Annotated in this window: 22 protein-coding genes, 1 tRNA gene and 3 pseudogenes; 14 read left to right on the top strand and 12 right to left on the bottom strand. The window is 69.5% G+C overall.

The genetic code is table 11. The features are described 5' to 3' along the window. The first annotated feature begins 121 nt into the window (after positions 1-121). A complete protein-coding gene (locus ACFY6S_RS26760) occupies positions 122-268 on the top strand; it encodes a hypothetical protein (protein ID WP_388827132.1) in 147 nt (48 codons plus the stop codon). Here ACFY6S_RS26760 and ACFY6S_RS26755 read toward each other — a convergent pair. Beyond that, the gene (locus tag ACFY6S_RS26755) at positions 265-1,131 is read right to left on the bottom strand and encodes a DUF2637 domain-containing protein (protein WP_388827135.1); all 867 of its coding nucleotides are present in this window, start codon (positions 1,129-1,131) and stop codon (positions 265-267) included. The two genes, ACFY6S_RS26760 and ACFY6S_RS26755, sit on opposite strands and share 4 nt — an antisense overlap. A 212-nt stretch (positions 1,132-1,343) precedes the next feature. After that, positions 1,344-2,622: pseudogene (locus ACFY6S_RS26750) on the bottom strand (DUF3631 domain-containing protein). A 294-nt stretch (positions 2,623-2,916) separates the two neighbouring features. Here ACFY6S_RS26750 and ACFY6S_RS26745 point away from each other — a divergent pair. The 4 genes from ACFY6S_RS26745 (at position 2,917) to ACFY6S_RS26730 (ending at position 6,724) form a co-directional block, all read left to right on the top strand. Next, on the top strand, positions 2,917-3,429 hold the full coding sequence (locus ACFY6S_RS26745) for a helix-turn-helix transcriptional regulator (protein ID WP_388827742.1): 513 nt from the start codon (positions 2,917-2,919) through the stop codon (positions 3,427-3,429). Between the two features lie 126 nt (positions 3,430-3,555). Continuing rightward, positions 3,556-3,933 (top strand): DNA-binding protein, encoded by a 378-nt coding sequence (locus ACFY6S_RS26740; protein ID WP_356826202.1) that lies wholly within the window; start codon positions 3,556-3,558, stop codon positions 3,931-3,933. 32 nt (positions 3,934-3,965) lie between these two features. Next, positions 3,966-5,468, top strand: a complete 1,503-nt coding sequence (locus tag ACFY6S_RS26735) for a LacI family DNA-binding transcriptional regulator (RefSeq protein WP_388827139.1) — start codon at positions 3,966-3,968, stop codon at positions 5,466-5,468. Between the two features lie 98 nt (positions 5,469-5,566). Then, a complete protein-coding gene (locus ACFY6S_RS26730; RefSeq protein WP_388827142.1) occupies positions 5,567-6,724 on the top strand; it encodes a hypothetical protein in 1,158 nt (385 codons plus the stop codon). A gap of 33 nt (positions 6,725-6,757) precedes the next feature. Here ACFY6S_RS26730 and ACFY6S_RS26725 read toward each other — a convergent pair whose 3' ends face one another. The 3 genes from ACFY6S_RS26725 to ACFY6S_RS26715 form a co-directional block, all read right to left on the bottom strand. After that, entirely contained in the window at positions 6,758-7,240 is a 483-nt protein-coding gene (locus ACFY6S_RS26725) for a hypothetical protein (RefSeq protein WP_356826196.1), read from the bottom strand. Positions 7,241-7,494: 254 nt separating this feature from the next. After that, a tRNA-Pro gene (locus ACFY6S_RS26720) sits at positions 7,495-7,568 on the bottom strand. Positions 7,569-7,676: 108 nt separating this feature from the next. Next, positions 7,677-8,615 carry a metallophosphoesterase gene (locus ACFY6S_RS26715; protein WP_388827145.1) on the bottom strand — a complete coding sequence of 313 codons (939 nt, stop codon included), beginning with the start codon at positions 8,613-8,615 and terminating at the stop codon, positions 7,677-7,679. A 76-nt stretch (positions 8,616-8,691) separates the two neighbouring features. On the opposite strand from ACFY6S_RS26715, the gene ACFY6S_RS26710 reads away from it, so the two are divergent. After that, positions 8,692-9,156 carry a GatB/YqeY domain-containing protein gene (locus tag ACFY6S_RS26710; RefSeq protein WP_388827148.1) on the top strand — a complete coding sequence of 155 codons (465 nt, stop codon included), beginning with the start codon at positions 8,692-8,694 and terminating at the stop codon, positions 9,154-9,156. Between the two features lie 369 nt (positions 9,157-9,525). Here the strand turns inward: ACFY6S_RS26710 and ACFY6S_RS26705 are convergent, their stop codons facing one another. After that, the gene (locus tag ACFY6S_RS26705) at positions 9,526-11,787 is read right to left on the bottom strand and encodes a transglycosylase domain-containing protein (protein ID WP_388827151.1); all 2,262 of its coding nucleotides are present in this window, start codon (positions 11,785-11,787) and stop codon (positions 9,526-9,528) included. Between the two features lie 408 nt (positions 11,788-12,195). Here ACFY6S_RS26705 and ACFY6S_RS26700 point away from each other — a divergent pair, with 408 nt between their 5' ends. Continuing rightward, positions 12,196-12,540, top strand: a complete 345-nt coding sequence (locus ACFY6S_RS26700; RefSeq protein WP_388827745.1) for a WhiB family transcriptional regulator — start codon at positions 12,196-12,198, stop codon at positions 12,538-12,540. Positions 12,541-13,015: 475 nt separating this feature from the next. On the opposite strand, the gene ACFY6S_RS26695 is transcribed toward ACFY6S_RS26700, so the two are convergent. Together ACFY6S_RS26695 and ACFY6S_RS26690 are read right to left on the bottom strand one after the other, a co-directional pair. Further along, positions 13,016-14,527, bottom strand: coding sequence for an ArsA family ATPase (locus ACFY6S_RS26695; protein WP_388827154.1), 1,512 nt, complete (start codon positions 14,525-14,527; stop codon positions 13,016-13,018). A 40-nt stretch (positions 14,528-14,567) separates the two neighbouring features. Continuing rightward, on the bottom strand, positions 14,568-15,533 hold the full coding sequence (locus ACFY6S_RS26690) for an ArsA family ATPase (RefSeq protein WP_388827157.1): 966 nt from the start codon (positions 15,531-15,533) through the stop codon (positions 14,568-14,570). A gap of 72 nt (positions 15,534-15,605) precedes the next feature. On the opposite strand from ACFY6S_RS26690, the gene ACFY6S_RS26685 reads away from it, so the two are divergent. The 4 genes and pseudogenes from ACFY6S_RS26685 (at position 15,606) to ACFY6S_RS26670 (ending at position 18,665) form a co-directional block, all read left to right on the top strand. Continuing rightward, entirely contained in the window at positions 15,606-15,767 is a 162-nt protein-coding gene (locus ACFY6S_RS26685; RefSeq protein ID WP_014178397.1) for a DUF4177 domain-containing protein, read from the top strand. Beyond that, on the top strand, positions 15,764-16,234 hold the full coding sequence (locus ACFY6S_RS26680; protein ID WP_388827161.1) for a RidA family protein: 471 nt from the start codon (positions 15,764-15,766) through the stop codon (positions 16,232-16,234). The genes ACFY6S_RS26685 and ACFY6S_RS26680 overlap by 4 nt, the downstream gene beginning before the upstream one ends. A gap of 485 nt (positions 16,235-16,719) precedes the next feature. Continuing rightward, positions 16,720-17,592, top strand: a pseudogene (locus ACFY6S_RS26675) (NUDIX hydrolase); the annotation flags it as partial. Positions 17,593-17,834: 242 nt separating this feature from the next. After that, positions 17,835-18,665 (top strand): MBL fold metallo-hydrolase, encoded by an 831-nt coding sequence (locus tag ACFY6S_RS26670; protein WP_388827165.1) that lies wholly within the window; start codon positions 17,835-17,837, stop codon positions 18,663-18,665. 395 nt (positions 18,666-19,060) lie between these two features. Here the strand turns inward: ACFY6S_RS26670 and ACFY6S_RS26665 are convergent, their stop codons facing one another. Further along, positions 19,061-19,735, bottom strand: a complete 675-nt coding sequence (locus tag ACFY6S_RS26665) for a Crp/Fnr family transcriptional regulator (protein WP_030353254.1) — start codon at positions 19,733-19,735, stop codon at positions 19,061-19,063. A 270-nt stretch (positions 19,736-20,005) separates the two neighbouring features. On the opposite strand from ACFY6S_RS26665, the pseudogene nth reads away from it, so the two are divergent. From nth to ACFY6S_RS26650, 3 genes and pseudogenes are all read left to right on the top strand, one after another. Next, a pseudogene (nth, locus tag ACFY6S_RS26660) lies at positions 20,006-20,894 on the top strand (endonuclease III). 156 nt (positions 20,895-21,050) lie between these two features. Next, positions 21,051-21,755: an NUDIX hydrolase gene (locus tag ACFY6S_RS26655; protein WP_388827168.1), complete on the top strand. Its 705-nt coding sequence runs from the start codon at positions 21,051-21,053 to the stop codon at positions 21,753-21,755. Between the two features lie 102 nt (positions 21,756-21,857). After that, positions 21,858-23,057, top strand: a complete 1,200-nt coding sequence (locus ACFY6S_RS26650) for a MarP family serine protease (RefSeq protein ID WP_388827171.1) — start codon at positions 21,858-21,860, stop codon at positions 23,055-23,057. 130 nt (positions 23,058-23,187) lie between these two features. On the opposite strand, the gene ACFY6S_RS26645 is transcribed toward ACFY6S_RS26650, so the two are convergent. The 3 genes from ACFY6S_RS26645 to ACFY6S_RS26635 form a co-directional block, all read right to left on the bottom strand. Continuing rightward, a complete protein-coding gene (locus tag ACFY6S_RS26645; protein ID WP_114624971.1) occupies positions 23,188-23,367 on the bottom strand; it encodes a hypothetical protein in 180 nt (59 codons plus the stop codon). Positions 23,368-23,617: 250 nt separating this feature from the next. Further along, positions 23,618-24,616 (bottom strand): alpha/beta fold hydrolase, encoded by a 999-nt coding sequence (locus ACFY6S_RS26640; protein WP_388827174.1) that lies wholly within the window; start codon positions 24,614-24,616, stop codon positions 23,618-23,620. Continuing rightward, a complete protein-coding gene (locus ACFY6S_RS26635) occupies positions 24,613-25,107 on the bottom strand; it encodes a phage holin family protein (protein WP_388827177.1) in 495 nt (164 codons plus the stop codon). Before ACFY6S_RS26635 ends, ACFY6S_RS26640 begins: the two co-directional genes overlap by 4 nt. Positions 25,108-25,130: the final 23 nt, after the last annotated feature.

Genomic DNA, 25,130 nt, shown 5'->3' with positions numbered 1-25,130 from the left:
GCGGACACGGTGCCCCCTCGTGCTGGTCGGCACGGAGGGGGCGACCGGTGCGAGTGCTGGGTCAGGCGGTGCTGGAGGGGACTGCGGCGGGTTCCCTCTGCTGCTGGATGGTGGCGTCGTCGTGGATGTCGAGAGGCTCGCCCTCGAAGCCGTCGTCCGCGCCGGCTCCGGCCGACTGACGCGCTCGGCCCGCAGTTGGTCGCGCACGGTGCGGGCGCGCGTCTGGGCGATCCGCAGCTCGCTGCGCAGGCGCTTGGCGGTCAACTAGTCGTCGCTCCAGTCGGCGGTCAGGCGGCGGCCTTCAGCGAGCACTTCGGCGTCGGTGCGGTGGCGGTCGGTGGTCGACTCGGTGTTGGTGAGACGCGGACCGGTCGTCTCGTGCGGGGCGGCTTCGGTCGACTTCGCCATGGTGGTCGACCGGGGCGGTCGGGCAGTGAGGGCCGACTCGTCGGCTCCGGTCGATCCCGTCATGTGTGCCTCGTCGACCTTCACGGAGGTCGACTCGGACGGCCCCTCGGGAACCGGTTCGGCTCGGTCGGCCACCGACGGTGTGGCCTGCTCACTTGCGCGCTGGCCAGCGGATTCCTCTCGTTGCCGACTGACCGACTGGGCCGAGTCGGCCGACTCGTGCTTGTGGTGCAGCACCTTTGCCACGAGGTCCGAGCCGAAGTAGATCGACCCGACTGGGAGTGACGTAGCCAGCAGTACGAGGGCCCAGTTCGCAGGCTCCCAGCTGGTGAGTCGACCCAGCCGGGTCGACTCGGTGTGCAGGGTCGGTATGAGCCCGTGGACGTAGTTCAGCAGGAGGCTGGCGATCGTGTAGGTCGCCAGTACCCGTAGCGCGAACTCCCGGTCGGGGCCGGTCAGCACAAGCGTGGCGATGAGCGCGAGGGCCATGAGCCCGTCGACCACGATCGGGTAGAGCAGGGCGGCGGTGGGATCGGCGCCGATGGCGCAAGCCACCTCTGACAGCGCGTTCCACGAGACCCGGAAGGCCATGAGGACGACGGCAATCAGGCCGAGGACGAGGGTGGCGCGTGCGCTCGCCCGGCGGCCATTGCCAGGATCGGCAGCGGGGCGATGCTGATGCGAATCAGTTCGGCTGAGCAGGGCGGTGATGCGTGCAAGCAAGCGGGGGTGCTCCAGGTGGGCTTGGGGTGGCGGTCTCGGCGCAGAGGTGAGGAGGTCGTGGCCGCCGTGAGGTGCGGGGACTCGTACCACTCGTCGCGTGCCTGGTCAGCACAGGTACGAGTGGCGTGGCGATGTCGAGACGACTCGTTGCGGGCACTTCACTCGTCCCCGCGCTGACCTGCGCGGGGACGAGTGATGCGAGTGGAGTCGAGTCAGGCTGCGGTGCCCGGCTGCGGACCGTCGGCTGAAGAGGCGGGCGCGTCTGCAGCCTTCGGCTCAGGGCAGTAGCGCGCCCAGGTGTCGAGGAATTGGTTGCGCGCGAAGCCCTTGGCCTGAGTGCCGTCGGGAAAGCGGCGGTTGGCCGAGCCGATGCCGTACGGCTTGAGCAGCAGTTGCAGGCCGCGCGGGGTCAGGCCGTTTGCACCGTACTCCGCCCACGGTGCTTCCCTGTCTGCGTTCAGGGATTCCAGCAGGTGCTTCGTGCTCAGCACGGCAGGGTCGCCGACGGCGGCGAAGGCGCGGCGGATGCCGGTCAGGAGGCGGGTGCGCAGGCTGCCCTCCTCGTCCTGGCCGGCCTCGTAGTCGGTCATGGTGCGGCAGGCGGTACGAGCGAGCCCGGGCCAGTCGCCACCGGCGAGATCGGCGACGATGATCAGCGGCTCCCAGGTGTCCGCCGCGCGGTCCTCGACCGGCATCGGTGGCTCCATCTCCATGGCCAGTTCATAGAGCGGCTGGAGCCAGGCGCGGAGGCGATCGCGGATCGCGTTCAGGGCGGGAGTGTCCCGGCCAGTGCGGAAGGACGCCACCTTCTCGCCCGCTGCTCGGCGGCGCATTCGGATGACCACCGCACGGTCCATGATCGTGTCCGGCAGGTCGCCGATCCCAGCCAGTGCCGCCATGGCGAAGGTGGGGAACTCCTGCACCTGGTGCTCGGGGCCGGACACTCGCAGTGTCGGCCGGGCCGCGCTGGTGTCCGGCGTTGATGAGACCGCGGACCTCCTCGTTCTTCTCCGCGGCCTTGGTGGTGCTGAACATGGTGTCGGCCTCGTCGACCAGGAGAGTCGGCGGGTCGTCCCCGTCGATCGACCGGAAGATCGCCGCCGCGCTGGCGTTGACCGTGATCAGCCGGTTGTGCACGGTCTCGGTGACCACGTCCAGCAGGCGGGACTTACCGCACCGCTTCTCCGGCGCGACGATCGCCAGGCGCGGCGCGTGTTGCCACGCACGCTGAAGATGCGTCGCCGCGACCCACAAGGCCACCGCCGTGACGGCCTCCTCGCTCGGCATCGCCACGTACCGCTTCAGCTGTGCCCGAAGGTCGTCCAGGATCTGCGCCCCCTGGGACAGCGGCGTAGGCGAGGCCGTGTCGTCGGGGTCCTCTTCTGTTGGAGGCGCAGCAGCGCCGGACGGCTGGCCGGGGACGGCGACTGGGGGCCACGACGTGCCGGAGTCGTCCGGAAGGGATGGCGTATTTGGCTGGGCATCGGTCATACTGGGCATCAGCTCCTCTGCTTGCGAGCCATATGGGACGGCAATCCCGGACTCCGCAGGTTGATCGCTAGGGATGGCGGTTGAGAGGTTTGCGCTTGAGCCCCCGGCATCGCCGGGGGCTTCTTTCATGTGACGTGCGGGCGTACGGACTCCTGAGGTCAGTGGGGTGGGATGCCACCACTATGTCACACGAATTGCAGATCGCAGAAGTGTTTTGCATCTCGCAGTGGCGATGCTACTGTTTAGGCTGTGCTGCAAACCGCAGTGCATCGCTACGAACGGAAGGGGGTGCCGGTGGCGGAGGAAGAACCGCCCGAGGGCGTCCTGCTCAGCGGCGAGGCGAACGTTGCCACTCGCATCAGGGTGGAGCGCGAGGCGCGCGGCTGGAGCACCAACGCCCTGTCGGACCGGCTCAACGAGGCCGGCTTTGAGATGAACCCGTCCGCGGTCTGGCGGATCGAAAACGGCAAGCGCCGCATCAACCTCGACGACGCCATCGGCTTCGCCGAAGTCTTCGGCATCGACCTGCGCAACCTCGTCGGGCCACCGCAGCTGGCCGCCAAGGCCCGCGCCATGGAACTCATCGACGAGGTCGTGGACGCGTTCCGCGCCACCCAGAGAGCCAACATGGCCTTCACCGAGGCGCGCGACGCGCTCGACGCCTACCTGACCGAGCACCCCGATATCCGCGAGGAAGCCGACCTCATGGTCCAGAGCGCCATCGCGGAGGAGGCCAGCAAGACCATGCTGAAGATGCATGGCCCTCCGCCCGGTGGCCGTGACGGTCACTCCACCGGCGAGGCATAGCCTCCGGCACCCCCTCCCGGCCTGGAGCCGCAAACCCCCAGGCCGGGCAGCTCACCCACATCCCTAGCGATCGACCGGCGGGTCGGCGTTGCCGCGCCCCATGCCCGCCAGAAGAGGGCCCACCCCTTGCGCCAACCCGCGATAACCCCTGCCTCCGCGCCGACTTCGCCCGCCGAGGCCGGCCTGCCGCGTCTCTACGTTCCCGAGGAAGTCGCAGCCGTCCTCGGCTGCTCCTCCTGGTGGGTCAAGGACCGTGCCCGCCGCCGGCTCATCCCGTTCACCCGCGTCGGCCGTGCTTACCGCTTCTCGGACGAGCACCTCACGGAGATCATCCGCATGCACGAAGAGCGCCCGGCCGTGAATGCGCAGCGCACCGGCGGCGCTCCTGCGCCGACGCGCAAGCCTCCCGCTCGGCACCGGCCCGATGTGGTTGTACCTACCGTCCGGCTCCAGGCCCGGCCACCGCGCCGGATGACCAAGTCCCAGTACGAAGCAGCTGCTTAACGCACCCCATACGACAGAAGGGAGGGAAATCTGTGGGGTACGCAGAGAAGCGCAGTGGCTACTGGCGTGGCCGTTACAAGATCGAGGATGGCAAGTACGGCACCGTCGCCGATTCCACGGGCGCCGTGGTCAAGTTCGCCACCAAGCGCGAGGCCAAGCAGGCCGCAGACGCCGAAGAGGTGACCGTTCGCCGTGGTCAGTGGCGCGATCCTGGCCTCGGCCAGGAGACCTTCGGCGAGTACGCGAGCCGCTGGTACGCCTCCCAGGACCTGGCCGCCTCGACCATGCAGAACTACAAGCGCCACATCGAGGAGCACCTGCTCCCTGACTTCGAGGACAAGGCGCTCGCCAGCATCCTGCGCACGGACGTCGAGCTGTGGGAGAAGAAGGAGCGCTCGGCCTACGCGGCATCGAGCGTCAAGACCTGGCGCTCCACGCTCCACCTGATCTTCGAGGACGCGATCGACGAGGGCCTGCTCACGTCCAACCCGGCCGCCCGGCGGCGCGGACGAGGCAAGCGCGCCGGCCGCTCTCGCGACCGCGGCCCGGAGAAGGTCGTCACCGACGCGCTCGGCATCCTGCTGACCGCGGAGCGGGCGGCCCTGCTCTCCGGCCGCGACGACGAGTTCGTCGCCACGGTCCTCAAGGGCTACACCGGTAAGCGGTGGGGCGAAATCGTCGGCCTGGAAACGGAGTTCGTCCGAATCGCCGCTTTTCGCGTCGAGTGGCAGCTGTACGAGCTGGACACCGGCGAGCTGGTCCGCTGCCCGCCCAAGGACGACAGTTACCGCGACATCGACTCAACGGACTGGCTGTCGGCCCTGGTCTTCAACCACATCGCCCGTACGAAGCCGACGCCCTGCCCCTGCCACGGCAGGACGTACGTCTTCCGAGGCCAAGGCGCGGCGCGCACAGGAGGCCACCAGGGCGCGAAGCTCGTCGACGTCGCCCGCCGTGCCGAAGTCTCCACGGGCACGGTCTCGAACGTCCTCAACCACCCCGACCGCGTACGCGAAGACACGCGCGTACGCGTCGAACTCGCCATCGCAGAGCTCGGGTTCATACGGGGAGGCGTCACGTCGGAACACGCCGCTCACTGGCGCCGCAATGGTTTCGCGACCTGGCTGTTCACCCCGGCGGCCTCGGGCTGGTACCCGAAGAAGGCTCCGCAGGAGGCCCGCCCAGTGCCGATCCTCGGTGAGCCGTGGCCTGGCGTCCCGGCCAGAGGCCGAGGTGCTGCTGCTCGGGCGGATGCCTGCTGGCTCCCGATCGCCAAGGGCCTCACGCCCCACGGGCTCCGGCATACCCACCGCACGATGATGGAGGACCTCGGCACCGAGAAGGTCCTCATGGACGAACGCATGGGCCACATCGACGGCTCGGTCTCGGCGCGCTACGCCCACGTCACGCCCGGCATGCGCCGGCGCCTCATGGCTGGTCTGACCGAGCGATGGGAGGCGGCGCTCGACGTCCGACGCGCGATGCGTCCCTCGTCCCCCGTGCACGTGCTCAACGACCTCCTGTGCGTACGCTGAGCCACTCAGCAGTGCCCCGCAGCGCTGCTGCGGGGCACTGCTGGCGTTTAAGTGGATTCTTCCTCATCACCCGGCATATTGCTGCCAGGATCAGGGGCGTGACATACGTAGTGACTGTGGACGCCCTCATACCCAAGAACACTCCGGAGATGGACCCACTTCAACGCACTGGCGCGGTGGCCCTCATCGAAGATGGTTTTGCTTCCGTCGAGGCGATTGAGGGGCCCGATGGCATGGAAGTCGATCTTCTCGACACCATTGTGGCCGTCTACCCAGGCGGCGCGCTTCTGAAGGTGTTCGTGGATGCGGCGGCTCTGGAGTTCGCGGAGGAGGCTGTCCGGTCAGTCGTGGGTGAACTGCTGGAAAGATCGGAGCTGTTGGCCGACTGGCAGATCGAGCGATGTGAGGTCGAAGTGCACCCGGAGCTCGCCCAGGAGAGTCTCGCCGCTGCCGAAGGTCCCGATGCCCCGCCCGATGATCTGGCAGACCGTAAGGCGCGGCATACCGAGAGCCCCACGGCCGAGGACGACAGTGAGGGCTACGACGCCGAGGCGAAAGCTGAAGCGGTACGCGGTCAGATGCTGGCGCTGGCAGATGAGCTGCGCTCCTTCCCGCCCGTGATGTTCGGAGTCCTGGACGACGAAGGCGACGAGGAGGAAGAAGACGCTATCGAGTTCGCCGTCTCGCCGGAGGACGCCAAACTTGCTGCTGGTGCCTTGGTGTACGCGACGGACATCTTGGTGGACGAGCTGTTCCAAGACGTGCAGACCCTGACGCATGAGGACACCACCGCTGCTGAATGCGACGGTCCCCTGTGGCACTTCGAGGACCTTCCCGAGCGATACGCCCTCCAGTACGACGCCCGTTTCGCTCGCCGCTTCCTGGTAACGGTCATCGCCATGACCACCCGGTTCACAGACGGCAGCTTCCAGCAGCTCAGCTGTGTTGCTGAGGAACTCGCGCTGAAGCTATTGCTGACTGAGACCAACGTGACACTGGAAACTTTCGGGCTGCTCGACGACGGCGTCTCGGCCGCGCTCGACTCGTTCGCTGACAACGTTTACGAGGACATGGATCACGAGTGGCTCTACGACGACTCCATGGACGGCATCGACGAGAGCGCCGTTGGAGAGGCCCTCGGCGTGGCACCGATGGCGTTCAAGGCGTGGTTCACCCCGTTTAACGAGGGCAGGTACGTCCACCCGTCCGCGGCGGACGAACCCGAGGGGGCAGCGCACACTGGAGACCACGCATAAGTACGCCGCGCCCCCTGCCCTTGCTGCAGGCGCTCAGATGCCGAGACTCTTCCGTCGCACCCGCAGGGAGTAGGACGTACCTTCGGGGCCACTGCTGCTGCCCCACCCAACACTGGTCGCGATGGCCCATCCCCGCTGCTCCTGCATCTGGCTCGCGAAGGTGCCCAAGTCACGGATCTCGCATCCGCATGTCAGCGTGAGCCGGATGCTGATGTACGGACTCCGGGGATTGGGGTTGCGGCCCGTCGCCTCGGTCCACTCCACGTCGTGGACGTGTTCCTCCAGCCCGGTCCGGTTCTGGTCATGCTTGATCCCCTGAGCTTTGGCGTACTCGTCGAGGTCGTCGATCATGAACAGGTGGCTCGACCACTCGCCGGGCCAGACGGCGAACAGCCGCGACTTTCCGGCGACGGCGCGCTCGTAGGCGGCCCGATCGTCGCCATGAGTGACTCTGCCGTCATCATGAACCTCGATGTAGCAGGTGGTACGCGCGGTGTACGGAAAGTCGATTCCCACTGCTGCTGCACTTCTCGGCTCCACTTGCCCCCCTGGTTGGCTCGGTTCCAACCGCGCCGGTCTTGGGGTCGCCGATTCACGAACGCGCATACGGCGACCCCTGCTATGCACCTCACCGTAGGGGAGGAGAGTAGGTGCCCGCTGGGAGACTATGACCAAGATCTTCTCCCAGATTTCTCCCAAACGATCACCAGAGATGCAGGAAGGGCCTGACCCGCTATGCGGATCAGGCCCTTGACCTGGTGTTTCAGCTGTCGGGGTGGCGGGATTTGAACCCACGACCTCTTCGTCCCGAACGAAGCGCGCTGCCAAGCTGCGCTACACCCCGATGCCGCCCGTGTCGCGGCGACATCGATTACTTTAGCCCACCGCTGGCCGGAGACGAAATCCGGTTTCGGGGGCCGTGGCCGGGGCCAGGGGCGGAGCGCGGGCCGGGTCAGTCCCGGGCTGTCAGGGTCAGCAGCGTGACCTCGGGCGGGCAGGCGAAGCGGACCGGGGTGTAGCGGTTGGTGCCGCAGCCCGCCGATACGTGGAGGTAGGAGGTGTGGCCGCCGGAGTGGTGGGTGGACAGGCCCTTCACGCGGTCCGTGTCGAGGTCACAGTTGGTGATCAGCGCTCCGTAGAACGGAATGCACAGCTGGCCGCCATGGGTGTGGCCCGCGAGGATCAGGGGGTAGCCGTCGGCGGTGAAGGCGTCCAGAGAGCGCAGGTAGGGCGCGTGGACCACGCCGATCGAGAGGTCGGCGTCCTGGGCGGGGCCGCCGGCGACGCGTTCGTACCGGTCCCGCTTGATGTGCGGGTCGTCGACGCCGGTGAACGCGATCTCGTGGCCGTCGAGCTTGAGCCGGCCGCGTGCGTTGTTCAGGCTCACCCAGCCCGCCGCGTCGAAGGTGTCCCGCATCGGCTCCCACGGGTTGTGGACGGCGGAGACGGCCGGGGCGTTGCCGTTCAGACCGTGGCGCCCCTGGGTCTTTTCGAGCAGGTAGCGGGCGGGGTTGCGGAGCTTGGGGCCGTAGTAGTCGTTCGAGCCGAAGACATAGACGCCCGGGAACTCCATCAGCGGTCCCAGCGCGTCCAGCACCTCCGGTACGGCGTCCGGGTCCGAGAGGTTGTCGCCCGTGTTCACCACGAAGTCGGGCCGCAGCCCGGCCAGTGACTGGAGCCAGCGCTGTTTCTTGCGCTGACCGCTCACCATATGAATGTCGGAGACCTGGAGAACCCGCAGGTCACGCATACCGCGCGGCAGGACCGGTACGGAGATCCTCCGCACTCTGAACGAGCGGGCTTCGAATCCGGCGGCGTAGGCGAGGCCGGCCGCGCCGACCGCCGCGATGCCTGCGGTGATTTTCAGGGGAACCCCGTAGCGTGCGCGCATCCGCCCATCGTCGCAGACGCCGTACGAGGGTGAAATCCGCGGGCGGGTTCGGTTGTGCACCTGCCACACTTGGCCCATGACCAGCCTCAAGTCCACGTTGAAGGACGACCTCACCGAAGCCATCAGGGCACGCGACGAGCTGCGCTCCGCCACGCTCCGGCTGACCCTCACCGCGATCACCAAGGAGGAGGTCTCGGGCACGTCGGCGCGCGAGCTGTCCGACGACGAGGTGCTGAAGGTGATCGCGAAGGAGGCGAAGAAGCGCCGCGAGGCGGCCGAGGCGTTCGCCGCCGGCGACCGCCCCGAGCAGGCCGAGCGCGAGAAGGCGGAGGGCGTGATCCTCGACGCGTACCTGCCGAAGCAGCTGAGCGACGATGAACTGGGCCAGATCGTGGCCCAGGCCGTGGACGAGGCCAGGGCCGCCGGGGCCGAGGGCCCGCGCGCGATCGGCGCCGTCATGAAGATCGTGAACCCGAAGGTGGCCGGCCGCGCGGACGGCGGCCGGGTCGCCGCGGCCGTGAAGCGGACGCTGGCGGGCTGACCGTTCACGCCCCAGCCGGTGCGCGGGCCGGAGATGAGGGCAAAGACGCGGGCCGAAGACGCGGCCGGACACGCGGGCCGGATGCGCGTCGCCCCAGCCCGCGCCCCCGCCGCCGCCCGTGCCGCAGCACGGTTACCAGCAGTCACCGTGGCCCCGGCAGCAGCCGTAGCCTGGTGACGGCCTCCAGCTGGTACGCGCATATGTACGTGTACACGTACACGCACCCCCAGCGCCGTAGAACGTCGGCGGCGGCCGGTGGGCACTCCCACCGGCCGCCGCCGTTTCCCGCTCCACTTCCCGCTCTACCGGCACCACGCCGCCCGGGGGCCGAGAGCCCCTCTCACCAGCGGCGCCGTCCGGTCCCGGCCGTCAGTGGCCCCTGCCGCCGTCGTTCCCCCGGCTCGTGCCGCCCGTGAAGCCCGGGAAGTCGGGGAACGACGGGCTCCCGTTGCCGCTGTCGCCCGTATTCCCACCGCCCCCGTTGTTCCCGCCCTGCGCGTCGCCCTGGCTGTCTCCCTGACCGCCCTGGTCGCTGTCCTGGCCGTTGCCCGGCTTGTCGCGGTCCTTGTCCTTCTGCGAGTCCGGGATCTTGATGTCGTTGAACGTCTCCACCTGGCGCCCCGACAGCGCTCCGCTCATCGCGTCGCGCCAGATCGGCCCCGGAGTGTCACCGCCGTAGACCTTGTCGTGGTACTGACCGCCGATGCTGATGTCGATCATGCGCTTCTTGTGCGTCGGGTCGCCGACCCACACCGACGTCGCCATGTTCGGCGTGTAGCCGGTGAACCAGGCCGCGTACCGGCCGTCCGTCGTACCGGTCTTGCCCGCGCTCGGCCGGTCGCTGAGACCCGCCTCCGTACCCGTACCGTCCTCGACCACGCCCTTCAGCAGCGCGGTGATCGTGTCGGCCGTCTTCTCCGACATCACGCGCTCGCAGGCCGCCTTCGGCACCGGGATCGACTTCTTGTCCGGGCCGGTGATCGACTCGATGGCGATCGGGGCGCACCGCGTGCCGCGCGAAGCGAAGGTGGCGTACGCCTGCGCCATGGTCAGCGGCGACATCTCCTCCGTACCCAGCGCGATGGCCGGGCCCGTGCTCAGCTTCGCGCCGTCGGCGCGGTTGACACCGAGCTTCCCGGCCAGCTTGGAGACGGGGCAGGTGCCGGTCTGGGCGATCATCTGGACGAAGTAGGTGTTGACCGACTTGGCCATCGCCTCCTTCATCGCGTACGGACCGGCCTCCGACTCGTCCTCGTTCTCCACCTTCTCGCTGCTGGAGTTCACATAGTTCCCGTCGCACGTGGAGATCGGGCTCGGGTAGTCCATCTCGTATGGGGACGGATAGGACTGCGTGACCGGAATGTTCTGTTCCAGAGCCGCGGCCGCGACGATCGGCTTGAAGGTCGACCCCGGCTGGTATCCGGCGCCGCCGCCCATCCGCTGGTCGACGGAGAGGTTGATCTGCGTCTCGTTCTTCTTGAAGCCGTACGGCCGCGACTGCCCCATCGCGAGGATCTTGCCGGTGCCCGGCTCGACGATGGTCAGCGCGGTGGCCACCTCGTCGGTCTTGTAGACGTGGTTCTTGATCGAGTCCTGCGCCGCGTTCTGGGCCTGCGGGTCGAGCGTCGTACGGATCGTCAGACCGCCCTGGTTCCAGATCTTGCCCCGCTCCTCGCGGGTCTCGCCGAAGGCCGGGTCGGTCAGGAACACGTTGCGCACGTAGTCGCAGAAGAAGCCCGCGCCGCTCACCGCCGTGATGCAGCCGTTCTTGGGGCGGCTCACCTTCAGCTCGATCGTGGCGGTCTTGGCCTTGTCCGCCTCCGCCTTCGAGACGACGCCGACGGCGGCCATCCGCTGGAGCACGGTGTTGCGCCGCTTGGTCGCCTCCTCCTCGTCGTTGACAGGGTCGTAGCGGGTCGGTGACTGGACGATGCCCGCCAGCATGGCCGACTCCGGGAGCGTCAGGTCCTTGGCCGGCTTCGAGAAGTAGCGCTGGGCGGCGGCCTCGATGCCGTAGGCCTGCTGCCCGAAGAACGTGATGTTCAGATAGTTCTCGAGGATCTTCTTCTTGCCCAGCTCCTCCTCGACCTGAATCGCGTACTTCAGCTCCTGGATCTTGCGCCCCAAGGTCTGCTGGGTGGCCTGCGCGACCTTGTCCGGGTCGTCCCCGGCCTCCTCCACGAACACGTTCTTCACGTACTGCTGGGTCAGGGTCGACGCCCCCTGGGCGACACCGCCCGACTGCGCGTTGCGGTTGACCGCGCGCAGCACCCCCTTGAGGTCGACCGCCCCGTGCTCGTAGAAGCGCGAGTCCTCGATCGCGACAATCGCCTTCTGCATGTACGGGGAGATGTCCTTGAGGGGCACGACCGTACGGTCACGCGAGTAGACCGTGGCGATCTTGCCGCCGTTGGAGTCCAGGATGGTGGTGCGCTGACTCAGCGGCGGTGTCTTGAGGTTGGCGGGGATCTCGTCGAATCCTTCGACCGTCCCCTTGGCCGCGAGCCCCAGTGCGCCGAAGGCCGGCATGGCGATTCCCGCCATCACCGCTCCCGCGAGCACGCTGACACCGAGGAATTTGGCGGCCTGCTGGGTCCCGGTCAGACCCCCGCCCGAGCGCTTTTTTGGCATGGGGGCAGCCTACGTTCTCAATCGCCGGACACGCGTCAAGGCTCTGGCCTAAGCTGGACTCAACTGTCACAGCAGTGCGGTCGCGCATCAAGACCCGCCGATGAACTTCCCGTGAAACCGAGAGCGCGAGAAGTCGCGTGAAGCGATGTCCGAAACGTTGTATTCCATTGGCGAATGGCCTGTTGTGGCTCGACTGAAATATCCGGATCTGCCGGATTGGTTTGTTATGCCCTTCGGTCACTCCCCTGGGTGATCTGCCGCGTACGCATAGTCCGTTCGGGCCATTCAAGATTGGGCCCGAAGGGGGTGTTGCGCCGTGCCCGCCTTCCGTAACGTCCTCAACTGGCAACGGTGAATATGCCGCTGCCGCCGTGGGGGAGCCTCGATTCGGGAGAGGACGGCGCCAGCATGGGCTGGGTAACCGACTGGAGTGCGCAGGCAGCTTGCCGCACTACCGATCCAGATGAACTGTTCGTACAGGGCGCGGCGCAGAACAGGGCCAAAGCGGTGTGCACCGGATGTCCGGTGCGTACGGAATGCCTGGCCGACGCGTTGGACAATCGCGTCGAATTCGGCGTGTGGGGCGGGATGACGGAGCGGGAGCGCCGCGCGCTGCTGCGCCGGCGTCCGACCGTCACCTCGTGGCGGCGGCTGCTGGAAACGGCGCGCACGGAGTACGAGCGTGGCGCGGGCCTGCTGCCCGTGGGCTTGGAGGATGACGAGACGTACGAGCCGTACGCGGCGGTGGGGTAGGGCGCTGGAGCAGCCGGTGAAGCGGTCACCATCACGGGTCCCCGGTCGACCACCACGTGTCTCCGGTCCGCCCCCGCTCGTGTGCGGCCGGCTCCTGGCCGGGTCCGGCGGGTGAATTCCCCGGACGGCGGTGACCCCGGGCTCGTCCGGTGTGCCTCGGCGGTGGGGCGGAAACGCTTCGGCGCGTGCGCGGTCGTGCGTGTGCGCCAGGTGCGTACGGAGATACGCGCGGGTGCGTGTACGCGTGTACGTACGTATGCGTGCAGGCCGGAGCCGCTGTCCGCCCCAGCCGTGGGGCCTGTCTGCGCCCGCGTCCGGGGCGTCCAGGCGCGGCGTCCGTCCTTGGCGCGGTGTCCGTTCTTGTCCGTCCGCGCGTGGCCCGGTCCCGCTCCCGCGTGTCCGCCGGGTCCTGACGTCCGGGCCTGACGCCCGACTCTGCTTCCCCGACCGGCGGTTGCTGTATGCGGCTATGCGGCTATTCGGCGGTACGGCCGGACGCGAGGCGCTCGCCGATGGCCCTCAGACCGGCCAGGTCGTGTACGTCCCCGGGCAGGGCGGCCACCTCGACCACCGCCACCTCGGGGTGCAGCGCGGTGAAGCGATCACGCGTGCGCCGCTCACGCGCGAGAACCTGCATCCGCTCGGTGTGCAGGCGCAGTAGACCGGCCGTCAGCTGTTTCACACTTGTGACAGAACCCGACCCGGCGGCGGGCTCGGTCGACGGTACGGATGGGGACGGGGCCGGCACTTCGGGTGTGCCGGACCGACCGGACGCACCGGACCGACCGGACGCGCCGGACGGCAGCCCGGGAGGCTCGGGCGGACCGGACGGGGCGGGAGTGGATGAGGGTGATTGCGGGCGAGGGCTCTCCGCGGCACCGGAAGCTCCGGAATCCGCGGCGGATTCCTCGGCATCGGCCGCGGCTTCTGCGGCTACAGCTTCTTCGGGGGCTACGGGCTCTTGCGCCTCGGCGGCTTCGGGAGAGGAGCCGGCCGGTGCTGCAGTGCCACTCCCCGCAGCATTCCCCACCGCTTGATCCACAATGCGGCCCTCTTCAAGATTTTCCGCGGCGGCCCGCGCCCGCTCCGCCGACAGCCGCGCGGCCCCGCTGCCGTGGACCCGGTTGAGGACCAGACCGGCCAGTGGCATCTCCTCGGCCGCCAGCCGCTCCACGAAGTACGCGGCCTCCCGCAACGCGTCCCGCTCCGGCGCCGCGACCACCAGGAAAGCCGTACCCGGAGCCTGGAGCAGCCGGTACGTCGCGTCCGCGCGGGTACGGAAGCCACCGAACATCGTGTCCATCGCCGTCACGAACGTCTGTACGTCGCGCAGGAACTGACCCCCGAGCAGCTTGCCGAGCGTGCCCGTCATCATCGACATGCCGACATTCAGGAACTTCATCCCCGCCCGGCCACCCATCTTCGCCGGGGCCATCAGCAGCCTGATGAACTTCCCGTCGAGGAACGACCCGAGGCGCTTCGGCGCGTCGAGGAAGTCCAGCGCGGAACGTGAGGGCGGAGTGTCGACGATGATCAGGTCCCACTCGTCGCGGGCCCGCAGCTGCCCCAGCTTCTCCATCGCCATGTACTCCTGCGTGCCCGCGAAGCCGGCCGACAGGGACTGGTAGAACGGGTTCTCCAGGATGGAACGCGCCCGCTCCGCGTCCGTGTGCGCCTCGACGACCTCGTCGAAGGTCCGCTTCATGTCGAGCATCATGGCGTGCAACTCGCCGGGGCCCGCGACGCCCTTGACCTGCCGCGGCGTATTGCCCAGTTCGTCGATGCCCATCGACTGGGCGAGCCTGCGGGCCGGGTCGATGGTGAGGACGACGACCTTGCGCCCGCGCTCGGCCGCCCGTACGCCCAGAGCCGCCGCCGTCGTGGTCTTGCCGACCCCGCCGGAGCCGCAGCACACGATGATGCGGGTGTCCGGGGCGTCGAGGAGCGGATCGACGTCGAGCGGAGCGGACGCGGAGTCCAGGGTCATCGGGAGACCTCCGGTCCGGGGGCAGTCGCCGGGCGCGTGGTCATGAGAAGACCTCCCCAAGTTGCCGTAGCTCGCCCGCCAGCCGGTAGAGACCGGCGAGGTCCATCCCCTCCCCGATGAGCGGGAGTTCGTACGTGGGCAGTCCGAGGTTCGCCAGAACGGCCCGCTGCTCACGTTCGAGCTCGACGCGCTGGGCGTGTTCCGCCGCCTGTTCGAGGAGCGGTCCGACCAGCTTCGTGGGCGCGGGCACTCCGGCCGTCGCCAGCGCCTCGGCGACCTCAGCGCGCCGGTCGCCTGCCGCCGCGCTGACGGCCGCCTCGTCCAGCAGATGGGGACGCACCATGTTCACGATGACCTTGCCCACCGGCAGTTCGGCGGCCGTCAGCTCGGCGACGCCGTCCGCTGTCTCCTGGACCGGCATCTCCTCCAGCAGGGTGACCAGATGCACGGCCGTTCCCGGCGACTTCAGGACGCGCATCACCGCCTGCGCCTGATTGTGTATGGGGCCGATCTTCGCTAGCCCCGCCACTTCGTCGTTCACGTTCAGGAATCGGGTGATGCGGCCGGTGGGGGGCGCGTCCATCACCACGTAGTCATAGGCGAAACGTCCCTGCTTATCCCGTCTGCGTACGGCCTCGCACGCTTTGCCGGTCAGCAGGACGTCCCGTACGCCCGGCGCGATGGTCGTCGCGAAGTCGATCGCGCCGATCTTCTTGAGCGCGCGGCCCGCGCTGCCGAGCTTGTAGAACATCTGGAGGTAGTCGAGGAGCGCGCGCTCGGCGTCGATCGCCAGTGCGTAGACCTCGCCGCCCCCCGAGGCGACGGCGATTTTCCGCTCTTCGTACGGAAGTGCTTCCGTTTCGAAGAGTTGTGCGATTCCTTGTCTGCCCTCGACCTCGACGAGGAGAGTGCGCTTGCCCCCGGTCGCGAGGGCGAGCGCGAGTGCGGCGGCGACCGTCGTCTTACCGGTACCGCCCTTGCCGCTGACGACCTGGAGCCTGCTCACGTATTCGAGCCTAACCAGTACGGCCACGGCCTACGCACGAGGCCGCCTCGCGGTACGACTACAGTCGGCCCCATGACCAAGTGGGAATACGCGACTGTGCCCCTTCTCGTGCACGCGACCAAGCAGATTCTGGACACCTGGGGCGAGGACGGCTGGGAGCTGGTCCAGGTTGTCCCCGGGCCGAACAACCCGGAGCAGCTGGTGGCCTACCTGAAGCGGGAGAAAGCGGCGTGAGCGGGGCCGTCGAAGCCACCCTCGCCGAACTGGGGCTCCGGCTGCCCGAGGTCGTGCCGCCGCTGGCCTCCTACCAGCCGGCCGTACGGTCCGGGGCATACGTCTACACCTCGGGCCAGCTGCCGATGGTGGAGGGCAAGCTCCAGGTCACCGGCAAGGTCGGTGCCGAGGTCACCCCCGAGGAGGCCAAGGAGCTGGCGGGCGTCTGCGCGCTGAACGCCCTCGCCGCCGTGAAGTCCGTCGTCGGAGACCTGGACCGGATCGCCCGGGTCGTCAAGGTCACCGGCTTCGTCGCCTCGGCCGTCGACTTCACGGGCCAGCCGACCGTCGTCAACGGCGCGAGCGAGCTGCTCGGCCAGGTCCTGGGCGACAAGGGAGTGCACGCGCGCAGCGCCGTCGGAGTGGCGGTTCTGCCGCTGGACGCTCCGGTCGAGGTCGAGATCCAGGTCGAGCTGACCGAGAGCTGACCGAGCACCGACCGGCGGCCACGACCGGGGCCGTGCCCCCGCCGCGACCGGGCGGCGAATCGGCACGGGCCCTCCCCATGGGGATATGGCCGACCGGTGGCCGGCCGATCGGCAGCTGACCGGCCAGCAGCCGATCGACCGGGATGGCCCGACCTGGCGCCGGCCGTCACATGCCGACCGGGCATGCGCCGACCGACCTGGCACTGACTGACCAGGCGCTGACGGCTCAAGGGCTCGTACGGGTGCCTGATACGGGGCCGGCCGGGCACCGGCCCCGTATCCGCGCCCCGCACGCCGTCCACCTCATTCACGGCGTGGACCTCGCATGCGTCGTCCACTGGCCCACGTCGTCCACCTCGGCTACGCCGTCTGTGCCGTGCACCTGTGCGGCACAGACGCACGTCGCCGGAGTGCGGGCGAGGCTGTGGCCCGTACCTCATCAGGTGCCTCTCGAACATCGCCGCCCCAGCGCATAGCATCCGGCCATGCCCAATGGTCAGTGGTACCCGCCCGAGTGGCCCGAGCGGATCCGCGCCCTCGCCGCCGGTGAGCTGACGGCCGTGGCTCCGAGAAGGGCCGCGACCGTGATGCTCCTGCGGGACGGGTCCGGCGGTCCCGCCGTCCATATGCTGCGGCGCCGGGCCTCCATGGCCTTCGCCGCCGGCGCGTACGCCTACCCCGGCGGCGGGGTCGATCCGCGCGACGACGACCGGCCGGTCGGCTGGGCCGGTCCTGGCCGCGACGTCTGGGCACGGAGACTGGGCGTCGACACCGCGTCCGCGCAGGCCATCGTGTGCGCGGCGGTACGGGAGACCTATGAGGAGGCGGGCGTGCTGCTCGCCGGTGAGACCCCGGACTCCGTCGTGGGCGACACGACCGGTGATGACTGGGAGGCCGACCGTACGGCGCTGGTCGGCCACGAGCTGTCCTTCGCGGACTTCCTGGACCGGCGCGGGCTCGTGCTGCGCAGCGACCTGCTCGGCGCGTGGGCCCGCTGGATCACCCCGGAGTTCGAGCCCCGCCGCTACGACACCTGGTTCTTCGTCGCCGCGCTCCCGGCCGGTCAGCGGACCAGGAACGCCTCCACGGAGGCCGACCGCGCGGTGTGGATCAGCCCGGACGAGGCGACCGAGGGGTACGACAGGGGCGAGCTGCTGATGATGCCGCCGACCATCTCGACGCTGCGTCAGCTCCAGCTGTACGGCACGGCCGCCGAGGCGCTCGCGGGCGCCGAAGGCCGTGATCTGACCCCTGTGCTGGCCAGGGCGCGGCTGGAGGACGGCCGACTGGTCCTGAGCTGGCCGGGACACGACGAGTTCACCAAGAGACTCGACCCCTCTGGCCCCTCCGTGCCATCGCCCGGCCACCAACCCCGGCACACGCGGGATCAGCCCGGCAGTGAACCTCGGCAGCCACAGGGTCAGCCGGACCACGAGCCCCGGCACGCACTGGATCAGCCAGGCCACGAGCCCCAGCAGGGCGGCGCTCACCACGGGAGTGCTCCGAGCGCGAGCGAGCCGCCGACGAACGCCCCGTACGAGAGCGCCGCGCACCGCACCGAGCAGCGTCCGAGCGAGCACCGTCCGACCGGAGGCACCCGATGACCGACGCCGCGGCCCTCCCCGGCCAGCCACGCGGTGGCGTGCTCTCCGGCGCCGCTACCGCGCGCGCCGTCAACGTCCTCGCGCCCAACCCCTCCGCGATGACCCTCGACGGCACCAACACCTGGATCGTCTCGGAGCCGGACTCCGAGCTGGCCGTCGTCATCGATCCGGGTCCGCTGGACGACAGCCACCTCAAGGCGGTCATCAGCACCGCCGAACAGGCCGGGAAGAGGGTGGCCCTGACACTCCTCACCCACGGCCACCTGGACCACGCCGAGGGCGCTGCGCGCTTCGCGGCACTGACGAACACCCATGTGCGCGCCCTGGACCCCGCGCTGCGCCTGGGCGACGAGGGGCTGGCGTCCGGCGACGTCGTCACCACCGGCGGGCTGGAGCTGCGGGTGGTCCCCACGCCGGGCCACACGTCCGATTCGCTCTGCTTCCATCTGCCGGCCGACCGCGCGGTGCTGACCGGCGACACCGTCCTCGGGCGCGGGACGACTCTGGTCGCGCACCCCGACGGAAGGCTGGGCGACTATCTCGACTCGCTCCGCAGACTGCGCTCCCTGACGGTCGACGACGGTGTCCGTACGGTCCTGCCGGGCCACGGCCCGGTCCTGGACGATGCCCAGGGCGCGGTCGAGTTCTACCTCGCCCATCGCGCGAACCGGCTCGCCCAGATCGAGACCGCCGTCGAGAACGGCCACCGCACGGCTCCCGAGGTGGTGGCGCATGTGTACGCGGAAGTGGACCGCTCGCTGTGGCCGGCCGCCGAACTCTCCGTACGCGCCCAGCTGGAGTACCTGCGTGAGCACGGGCTCATCTAGGGACGGACGTCTGGATCTCGCCGGGCGCGCGTGTCCCGGCGCCCCGCCTCGCCGCGCTGCCGTCGGTCCACGACGCTCCGCGTCGCCCCTCTCCGCCGTCTTGCGACCCACGGCACCGGAACCCGCTCGCCATGGCAACAACGTGATCATGTCTCCCCCTCTGCTTATCGCCCGTCACCCTGCGTAATGAAAAGGTAGCGGAGGGGTCTGACAACGAGTCGTCGTCGGTCCTGAGATCCGGCGCCGAACGCCCGGCGATCCCGGCGCGCGCCCGGGAAGCGGGAAAGCCGAAGGGCCCCGCCGACCGGCGGGGCCCTTCGTGGGGATACGAGACGCAGGCGCGCGACAGGCGGCGCGTGCGCCGTGACGCTCAGCTCGACTCGGCTCGGTTCAGCTCAACGCGAGCGCTTCGCGAGGCGCTCCACGTCGAGCAGGATCACCGCGCGTGCCTCCAGGCGCAGCCATCCGCGCTGGGCGAAGTCGGCGAGCGCCTTGTTGACCGTCTCGCGGGACGCGCCGACCAGCTGGGCCAGCTCCTCCTGCGTCAGGTCGTGCACCACGTGGATGCCCTCCTCCGACTGCACGCCGAAGCGGCGCGACAGGTCGAGGAGCGCACGGGCCACACGGCCGGGAACATCGGAGAAGACCAGGTCGGACATCTGGTCGTTCGTCTTGCGCAGCCGCCGGGCGACGGCGCGCAGCAGGGCCGTGGCCACTTCCGGGCGCGCGTTCAGCCAGGGCTGGAGGTCGCCGTGGCCCAGACCGAGGAGCTTGACCTCGGTGAGCGCGGACGCGGTCGCGGTGCGCGGCCCCGGGTCGAAGAGCGACAGCTCGCCGATCAGCTCGCCGGGCCCGAGTACGGCCAGCATGTTCTCGCGGCCGTCCGGGGAGGTGCGGTGCAGCTTGACCTTGCCCTCGGTGACCACGTAGAGGCGGTCACCCGGGTCGCCCTCGTGGAAGAGCGCGTCTCCGCGCGCGAGCGTCGCTTCACTCATCGAGGCGCGCAGCTCCGCCGCCTGCTCGTCATCGAGCGCCGCGAAGAGCGGGGCACGCCGCAGAACGTCGTCCACGTGTTCTCTCCTTGTCGACCTGCTCAGGGGACCGGGGGTCCCCACCTGCTCAGGAACCGTGGTCCCCATGATGCCGTACATGCCGCTTCTTCTCGGGTGGCTTGGCATCGCCGGGCTTCTTCGCCTGCTGCCGGATTCCGTTTGTTCGAAACCGTGCGATCAGTCACAAGTTTGACGCACGGGCGTGCCCATCCGTGCCGCGGGGGCCGATTCGGGTGGCGATCGGCCATGGCCGGGGCGGATGTCAGTGCCGGGCTTTACGCTGGCCGGGTGTTCAACTCGCCGGTGACAGCGCAGGCCAAGGGGGGCTGGGAAAGTGTCCGTGGAGCGTAATTCCGCTGTGGGCGAACAGCCTTCGGTGAAAACGAAAAAAACCGCAAAAGGGGCGAGCGCGAAGCCGGAATCGCGGCTGGCGATGGTCCGTCGGGCCCGCCGGATAAACCGTGAGCTGGCGGAGGTCTACCCGTACGCTCATCCCGAGCTGGATTTCCGGAATCCCTTCGAGCTGCTGGTGGCGACGGTCCTGTCCGCCCAGACCACCGACCTGCGGGTGAACCAGACCACGCCCGCGCTCTTCGCGAAGTACCCGACGCCCGAGGACATGGCGGCGGCTGTTCCGGAGGAGCTGGAGGAGGTCATCCGCCCGACCGGCTTCTTCCGCGCCAAGACCAAATCCCTCATCGGCCTGTCCACCGCCCTGCGTGACCGCTTCGACGGCGAGGTGCCGGGGGAATTGGCCGATCTGGTGACCCTGCCCGGTGTGGGGCGTAAAACGGCGAATGTCGTATTGGGCAATGCTTTCGGCGTCCCCGGACTGACTGTCGACACCCATTTCGGCCGCCTGGTCCGCCGCTGGAAGTGGACCGAGCAGGAGGACCCGGAGAAGGTCGAGGCCGAGATCGCCGACATCTTCCCCAAGAGCGAGTGGACGATGCTCTCGCACCGGGTGATCTTCCACGGCCGCCGGGTCTGTCACTCCCGTAAGCCGGCCTGCGGCGCCTGCCCGATCGCGCATCTGTGCCCCTCGTACGGAGAGGGCGAGACCGACCCGGAGAAGGCGCGCAAGCTCCTGAAGTACGAGATGGGCGGCTACCCGGGCCAGCGGCTGAATCCGCCGGCCGACTATCCGGGCAAGCCCGCCCCGGCCCGTGCCGAGTAGCACCCGCCCCGGCCCGTGGTGAGCAGCCGGGGCGACCGGGCCGTATGAGGACACGGGCGGCGCCCCCGTCCGCACGGCGGTGGCGCACGATCGAGTGGAGCAGGACCCGGGCGGAACGATCCGGCCGACGGAAGGCGTTGTCAGACGGGGGTGCCCATGAAGCACGCGAGAGAGACCTTCGGCGGTCCGACGAACGGGATCGCCGTCACCAGCGACGGGCTGCCCGACTGGCTCGCGCCGGTGGCGCAGGCCGCGCGGACCATAGCGCCCGAGCAGCTCAGCCGTTTCCTGCCGCCCGAGGGCGGCGGCGGGCGGCAGTCCGCCGTGCTCGTCCTCTTCGGCGAGGGCAGCAGGGGCCCCGAGCTGCTGCTCATGGAGCGCGCCAGCAATCTGCGCTCGCATCCGGGGCAACCCGCCTTCCCCGGCGGTTCGCTCGACCCGGAGGACGGCGACCCGGCGACCACGGGGCCGCTGCGTGCGGCGCTCAGGGAGGCCCAGGAGGAGACGGGGCTCGATCCCTCGGGAGTCCAGATCTTCGGCGTGCTGCCCCAGCTCTACATCCCGGTGAGCGGCTTCGTCGTGACGCCCGTCCTCGGCTGGTGGCGCCGGCCCACCCCGGTCGACGTGGTGGATCCCGCCGAGACCGCCCGGGTCTTCACCGTCCCCGTGGCCGATTTCACGGACCCGGCCAATCGTGTGACGGCCGTCCACCCGAGTGGCCATCAAGGCCCAGCCTTCCTGGTCGAGTCCGCGCTCGTCTGGGGCTTCACCGGCGGAGTGATCGACCGGATTCTGCACTTCGCGGGCTGGGAGCGGCGGTGGGACCGTTCCCGCCACGTGCCGCTGGACTGGCGCGCATGACAGGCTGACCCCCGTACGTGCCGTACCCATGGCGGCCCCGGACAGCTGCGGCCCAGCCGACGGGACCGGAGACCCATCTGCGAGCAAGCGAGGCTATCGACGGTGAATGTGCTGGACATCCTGCTGCTGCTCGCCGCCGTCTGGTTCGCCATCGTCGGCTACCGCCAGGGTTTCGTCGTCGGCATCCTCTCGGTGATCGGCTTTCTCGGGGGCGGTCTGGTCGCTGTCTACCTCCTTCCGGTGGTCTGGGCCAAGCTCACCGCGGACTCCGAGGTGTCCACCACAGCGGCGGTCGTCGCGGTCGTCATAGTGATCGTGTGTGCCTCCGTGGGGCAGGCGTTCACCACCCATCTCGGCAACAAACTCCGCCGCCACATCACCTGGCAGCCCGCCCGTGCCCTCGACGCGAGCGGTGGGGCACTGGTCAATGTCGTGGCCATGCTGCTGGTCGCCTGGCTGATCGGCTCCGCTCTCGCCGGTACCTCGCTGCCGACTCTCGGCAAGGAGGTCCGCAGCTCCAAGGTGCTGCTCGGGGTCTCCCAGGTGATGCCGCCCCAGGCGTCCACCTGGTTCACGGACTTCTCCTCCGTCCTCGCCAGGAACGGCTTTCCGCAGGTCTTCAGCCCGTTCGCCAACGAGCCCATCACCGAGGTCAACCCGCCGGACCCGGCGCTCGCCGGCAGCGGCGTCGCGGCCCGCGCCAAGAGCTCCGTCGTCAAGGTCGTCGGTACGGCGCCGAGCTGCGGGAAAGTGCTCGAAGGTTCCGGATTCGTCTTCGCCGACCGCCGGGTGATGACCAACGCGCATGTGGTCGGGGGAGTGGAGGAGCCCACGGTCCAGATAGGCGGTGAGGGCCGGCTGTACGACGCCAAGGTCGTCCTCTACGACTGGCAGCGCGACATCGCCGTGCTGGACGTACCGAATCTTCCGGCGAAGCCGCTCCAGTTCTCCGGCCAGGAGGCGAGCAGCGGGGACGGCGCGATCGTCGCGGGCTTCCCGGAGAACGGCGCGTACGACGTGCGCTCCGCCCGCGTCCGCGGCCGTATCGACGCCAACGGCCCCGACATCTACCGCCGCGGCGAGGTCCGCCGAGGCGTCTACTCGCTCTTCGCGACCGTACGGCAGGGCAATTCGGGCGGTCCGCTCCTCACCCCTGAGGGCAAGGTGTACGGGGTGATCTTCGCCCGGTCGCTCGACGACCAGCAGACCGGCTACGCGCTGACGGTCGACGAGATCCGCGACGACATCACGACAGGGCGCGCCGCGAACCAGCAGGTCGACACGCAGGGGTGTGCGCTGTAACCCACGGGTCCCGACGGACCGAGCGGACCGGCCGTCGAGTCGACCGGCCGATGCGCCCCGACCGGCGGACCGACCGGCCGGGGCCGGGCCCGACCGCGAAAAACCCGACCGCGAAAAGAGAGGGGAGGGCCTAGCCGCGCTGGTGGCGCAGCCGGGCGGAGACCCAGCGGGCCCTGCGGCGCAGGATGCGGGAAATGCCGAGCCGGGGATCATGGCCCTGATCTTCGGGGCCGCCCCTTCTGCGGGTGATCGGCCCAGCGGCCGAGCGGCGGTTGCGTGCGGCGTCACCGTAGTCGTGCGTCCAGCCCATACCCCGACTTTTGCCCGCGCCCCAAGGTCGGTAATCGCGGGGGAGACGGCCAATTGGCCTATGCGCAAGGCAATTGGCTGTTCGTAGGACAAGCGTTCAAAGGGTGATGTTCCTGGCTGTCCGTGTGTCGCTGTCAGCCGTTCGTGTCACCCGTCCACGCCGAGGCATCCGCTCACCGCCCAGGTTCACCCGCTCCCGCCGCACGGGGCGCCTGTGCCGCGATCCGCCCGTATCGGCGGGACGGCTCCGGTCAGCGGTCCGGCTCCGGGTCCTTGAGCCAGTTGATGAGTTCGGCGGAGAACGCCCCGGGGTCCTCCTCGTGCGGGAAGTGCCCGAGCCCGTCGAACAGCCGCCAGCGGTACGGCGCTTCGACGTACTCGGCCGACCCCGCCGTACTGCGGGTCCGCATCGCCGGGTCGAGCGACCCGTGCAGTTGCAGCGTCGGCACCCGCACCGGGCGCTTCATACGCCGGTTGAACTGGATGCCGTCGGGCCGCGCCATCGACCGCACCATCCAGCGGTACGGCTCGATCGAGCAGTGCGCCGTCGAGGGGATGGTCATCGCGCGCCGGTAGACCTCGATCGCCTTGTCGTCGGGCAGCCCCGGCCCCGACCAGTCACGCAGCAGCCGCCCCACCATCGCCGCGTTGTCCGCGACGAGCTGACGCTCCGGCACCCATGGCCGCTGAAAGCCCCAGATGTACGAGCCGGCGCGGCTCTGCGAGAAGTCGGAGAGCATCGCCGAACGCCAGCGGCGCGGGTGCGGCATCGAGGACACCGCGAGCCTGCGCACGAGCTTGGGCCGCATCACCGCCGCCGTCCAGGCGAGGTATCCGCCCAGGTCGTGGCCGACGAGCGCCGCGTCGGGCTCGCCCAGGGAGCGCACCACGCCGGTGATGTCGAGAGCCAGATTGGCCGGGTCGTAGCCGCGCGGCGTACGGTCGCTGCCGCCCACGCCACGCAGGTCCATCGCCACCGCCCGGTAGCCGGCGTCCGCCAGCGCCGTCAGCTGGTGGCGCCACGTCCACCAGAACTGCGGGAAGCCGTGCAGCAACAGCACCAGCGGCCCTTCCCCCATCTCGGCGATGTGGAAGCGCGCACCGTTGGCCGCCACGTCGCGATGCGTCCAAGGGCCGTCGAGACGTACGGCGGAGGACGGCGTCACCCCTGGAGTCGCGCCGGGGGAGGGACTGGAGATGCCGGGGGAGGGGCCGGGGGCGCTGACGGGATCGGAATCAGGGGCGGTCATGCAGTCGAGCGTGCCACAGACTTCGTGCTTCCCCCGGCCTCGCGCGGGTGGGGCTTCGCGTTCTGCAGCACGGCCGCCGACTCCTTCGCCGAGGCGATGGACCTCTCCGGGGGCTTGATCTTCTTGAATTTCGTGACGGCGAGCAGTCCGAGCAGCAGGCCCAGCAACAGGAACGCCCCGCCCACGATCAGGAACGACCACGCGAGCCCCAGGCCCAGATTGTGGATCCCGTACGCGGCGGCGAAGCTGAACACCGGCAGCGAGAACAGGACGAACACTCCCGCGACGGCGCCGGCGGTGCCCCCCGTGACGCCGCGCTTGACGTCCTGCCGCACCTCGGCCTTCATCAGGGCGATCTCGTCGTGCACCAGGGCGGACATCTCGGCGGTCGCCGACGCGACCAACTGACCGATGCTCCGGTCGGCGTTGCCCGCTTCGACAATGGTGCCGGTCCGGACGGCGTCGGCGGTCTGCGTGCCGGTGTCGCTCATCGGTGACTCCCTCTTCCTTCTCG

The sequence above is a fragment of the Streptomyces sp. NPDC012835 genome, assembly GCF_042900885.1.
Lineage (GTDB): Bacteria > Actinomycetota > Actinomycetes > Streptomycetales > Streptomycetaceae > Streptomyces.
The sequence above is the reverse complement of the archived record's forward strand: the minus strand, read 5'-3'. Positions and strand labels throughout refer to the sequence as shown.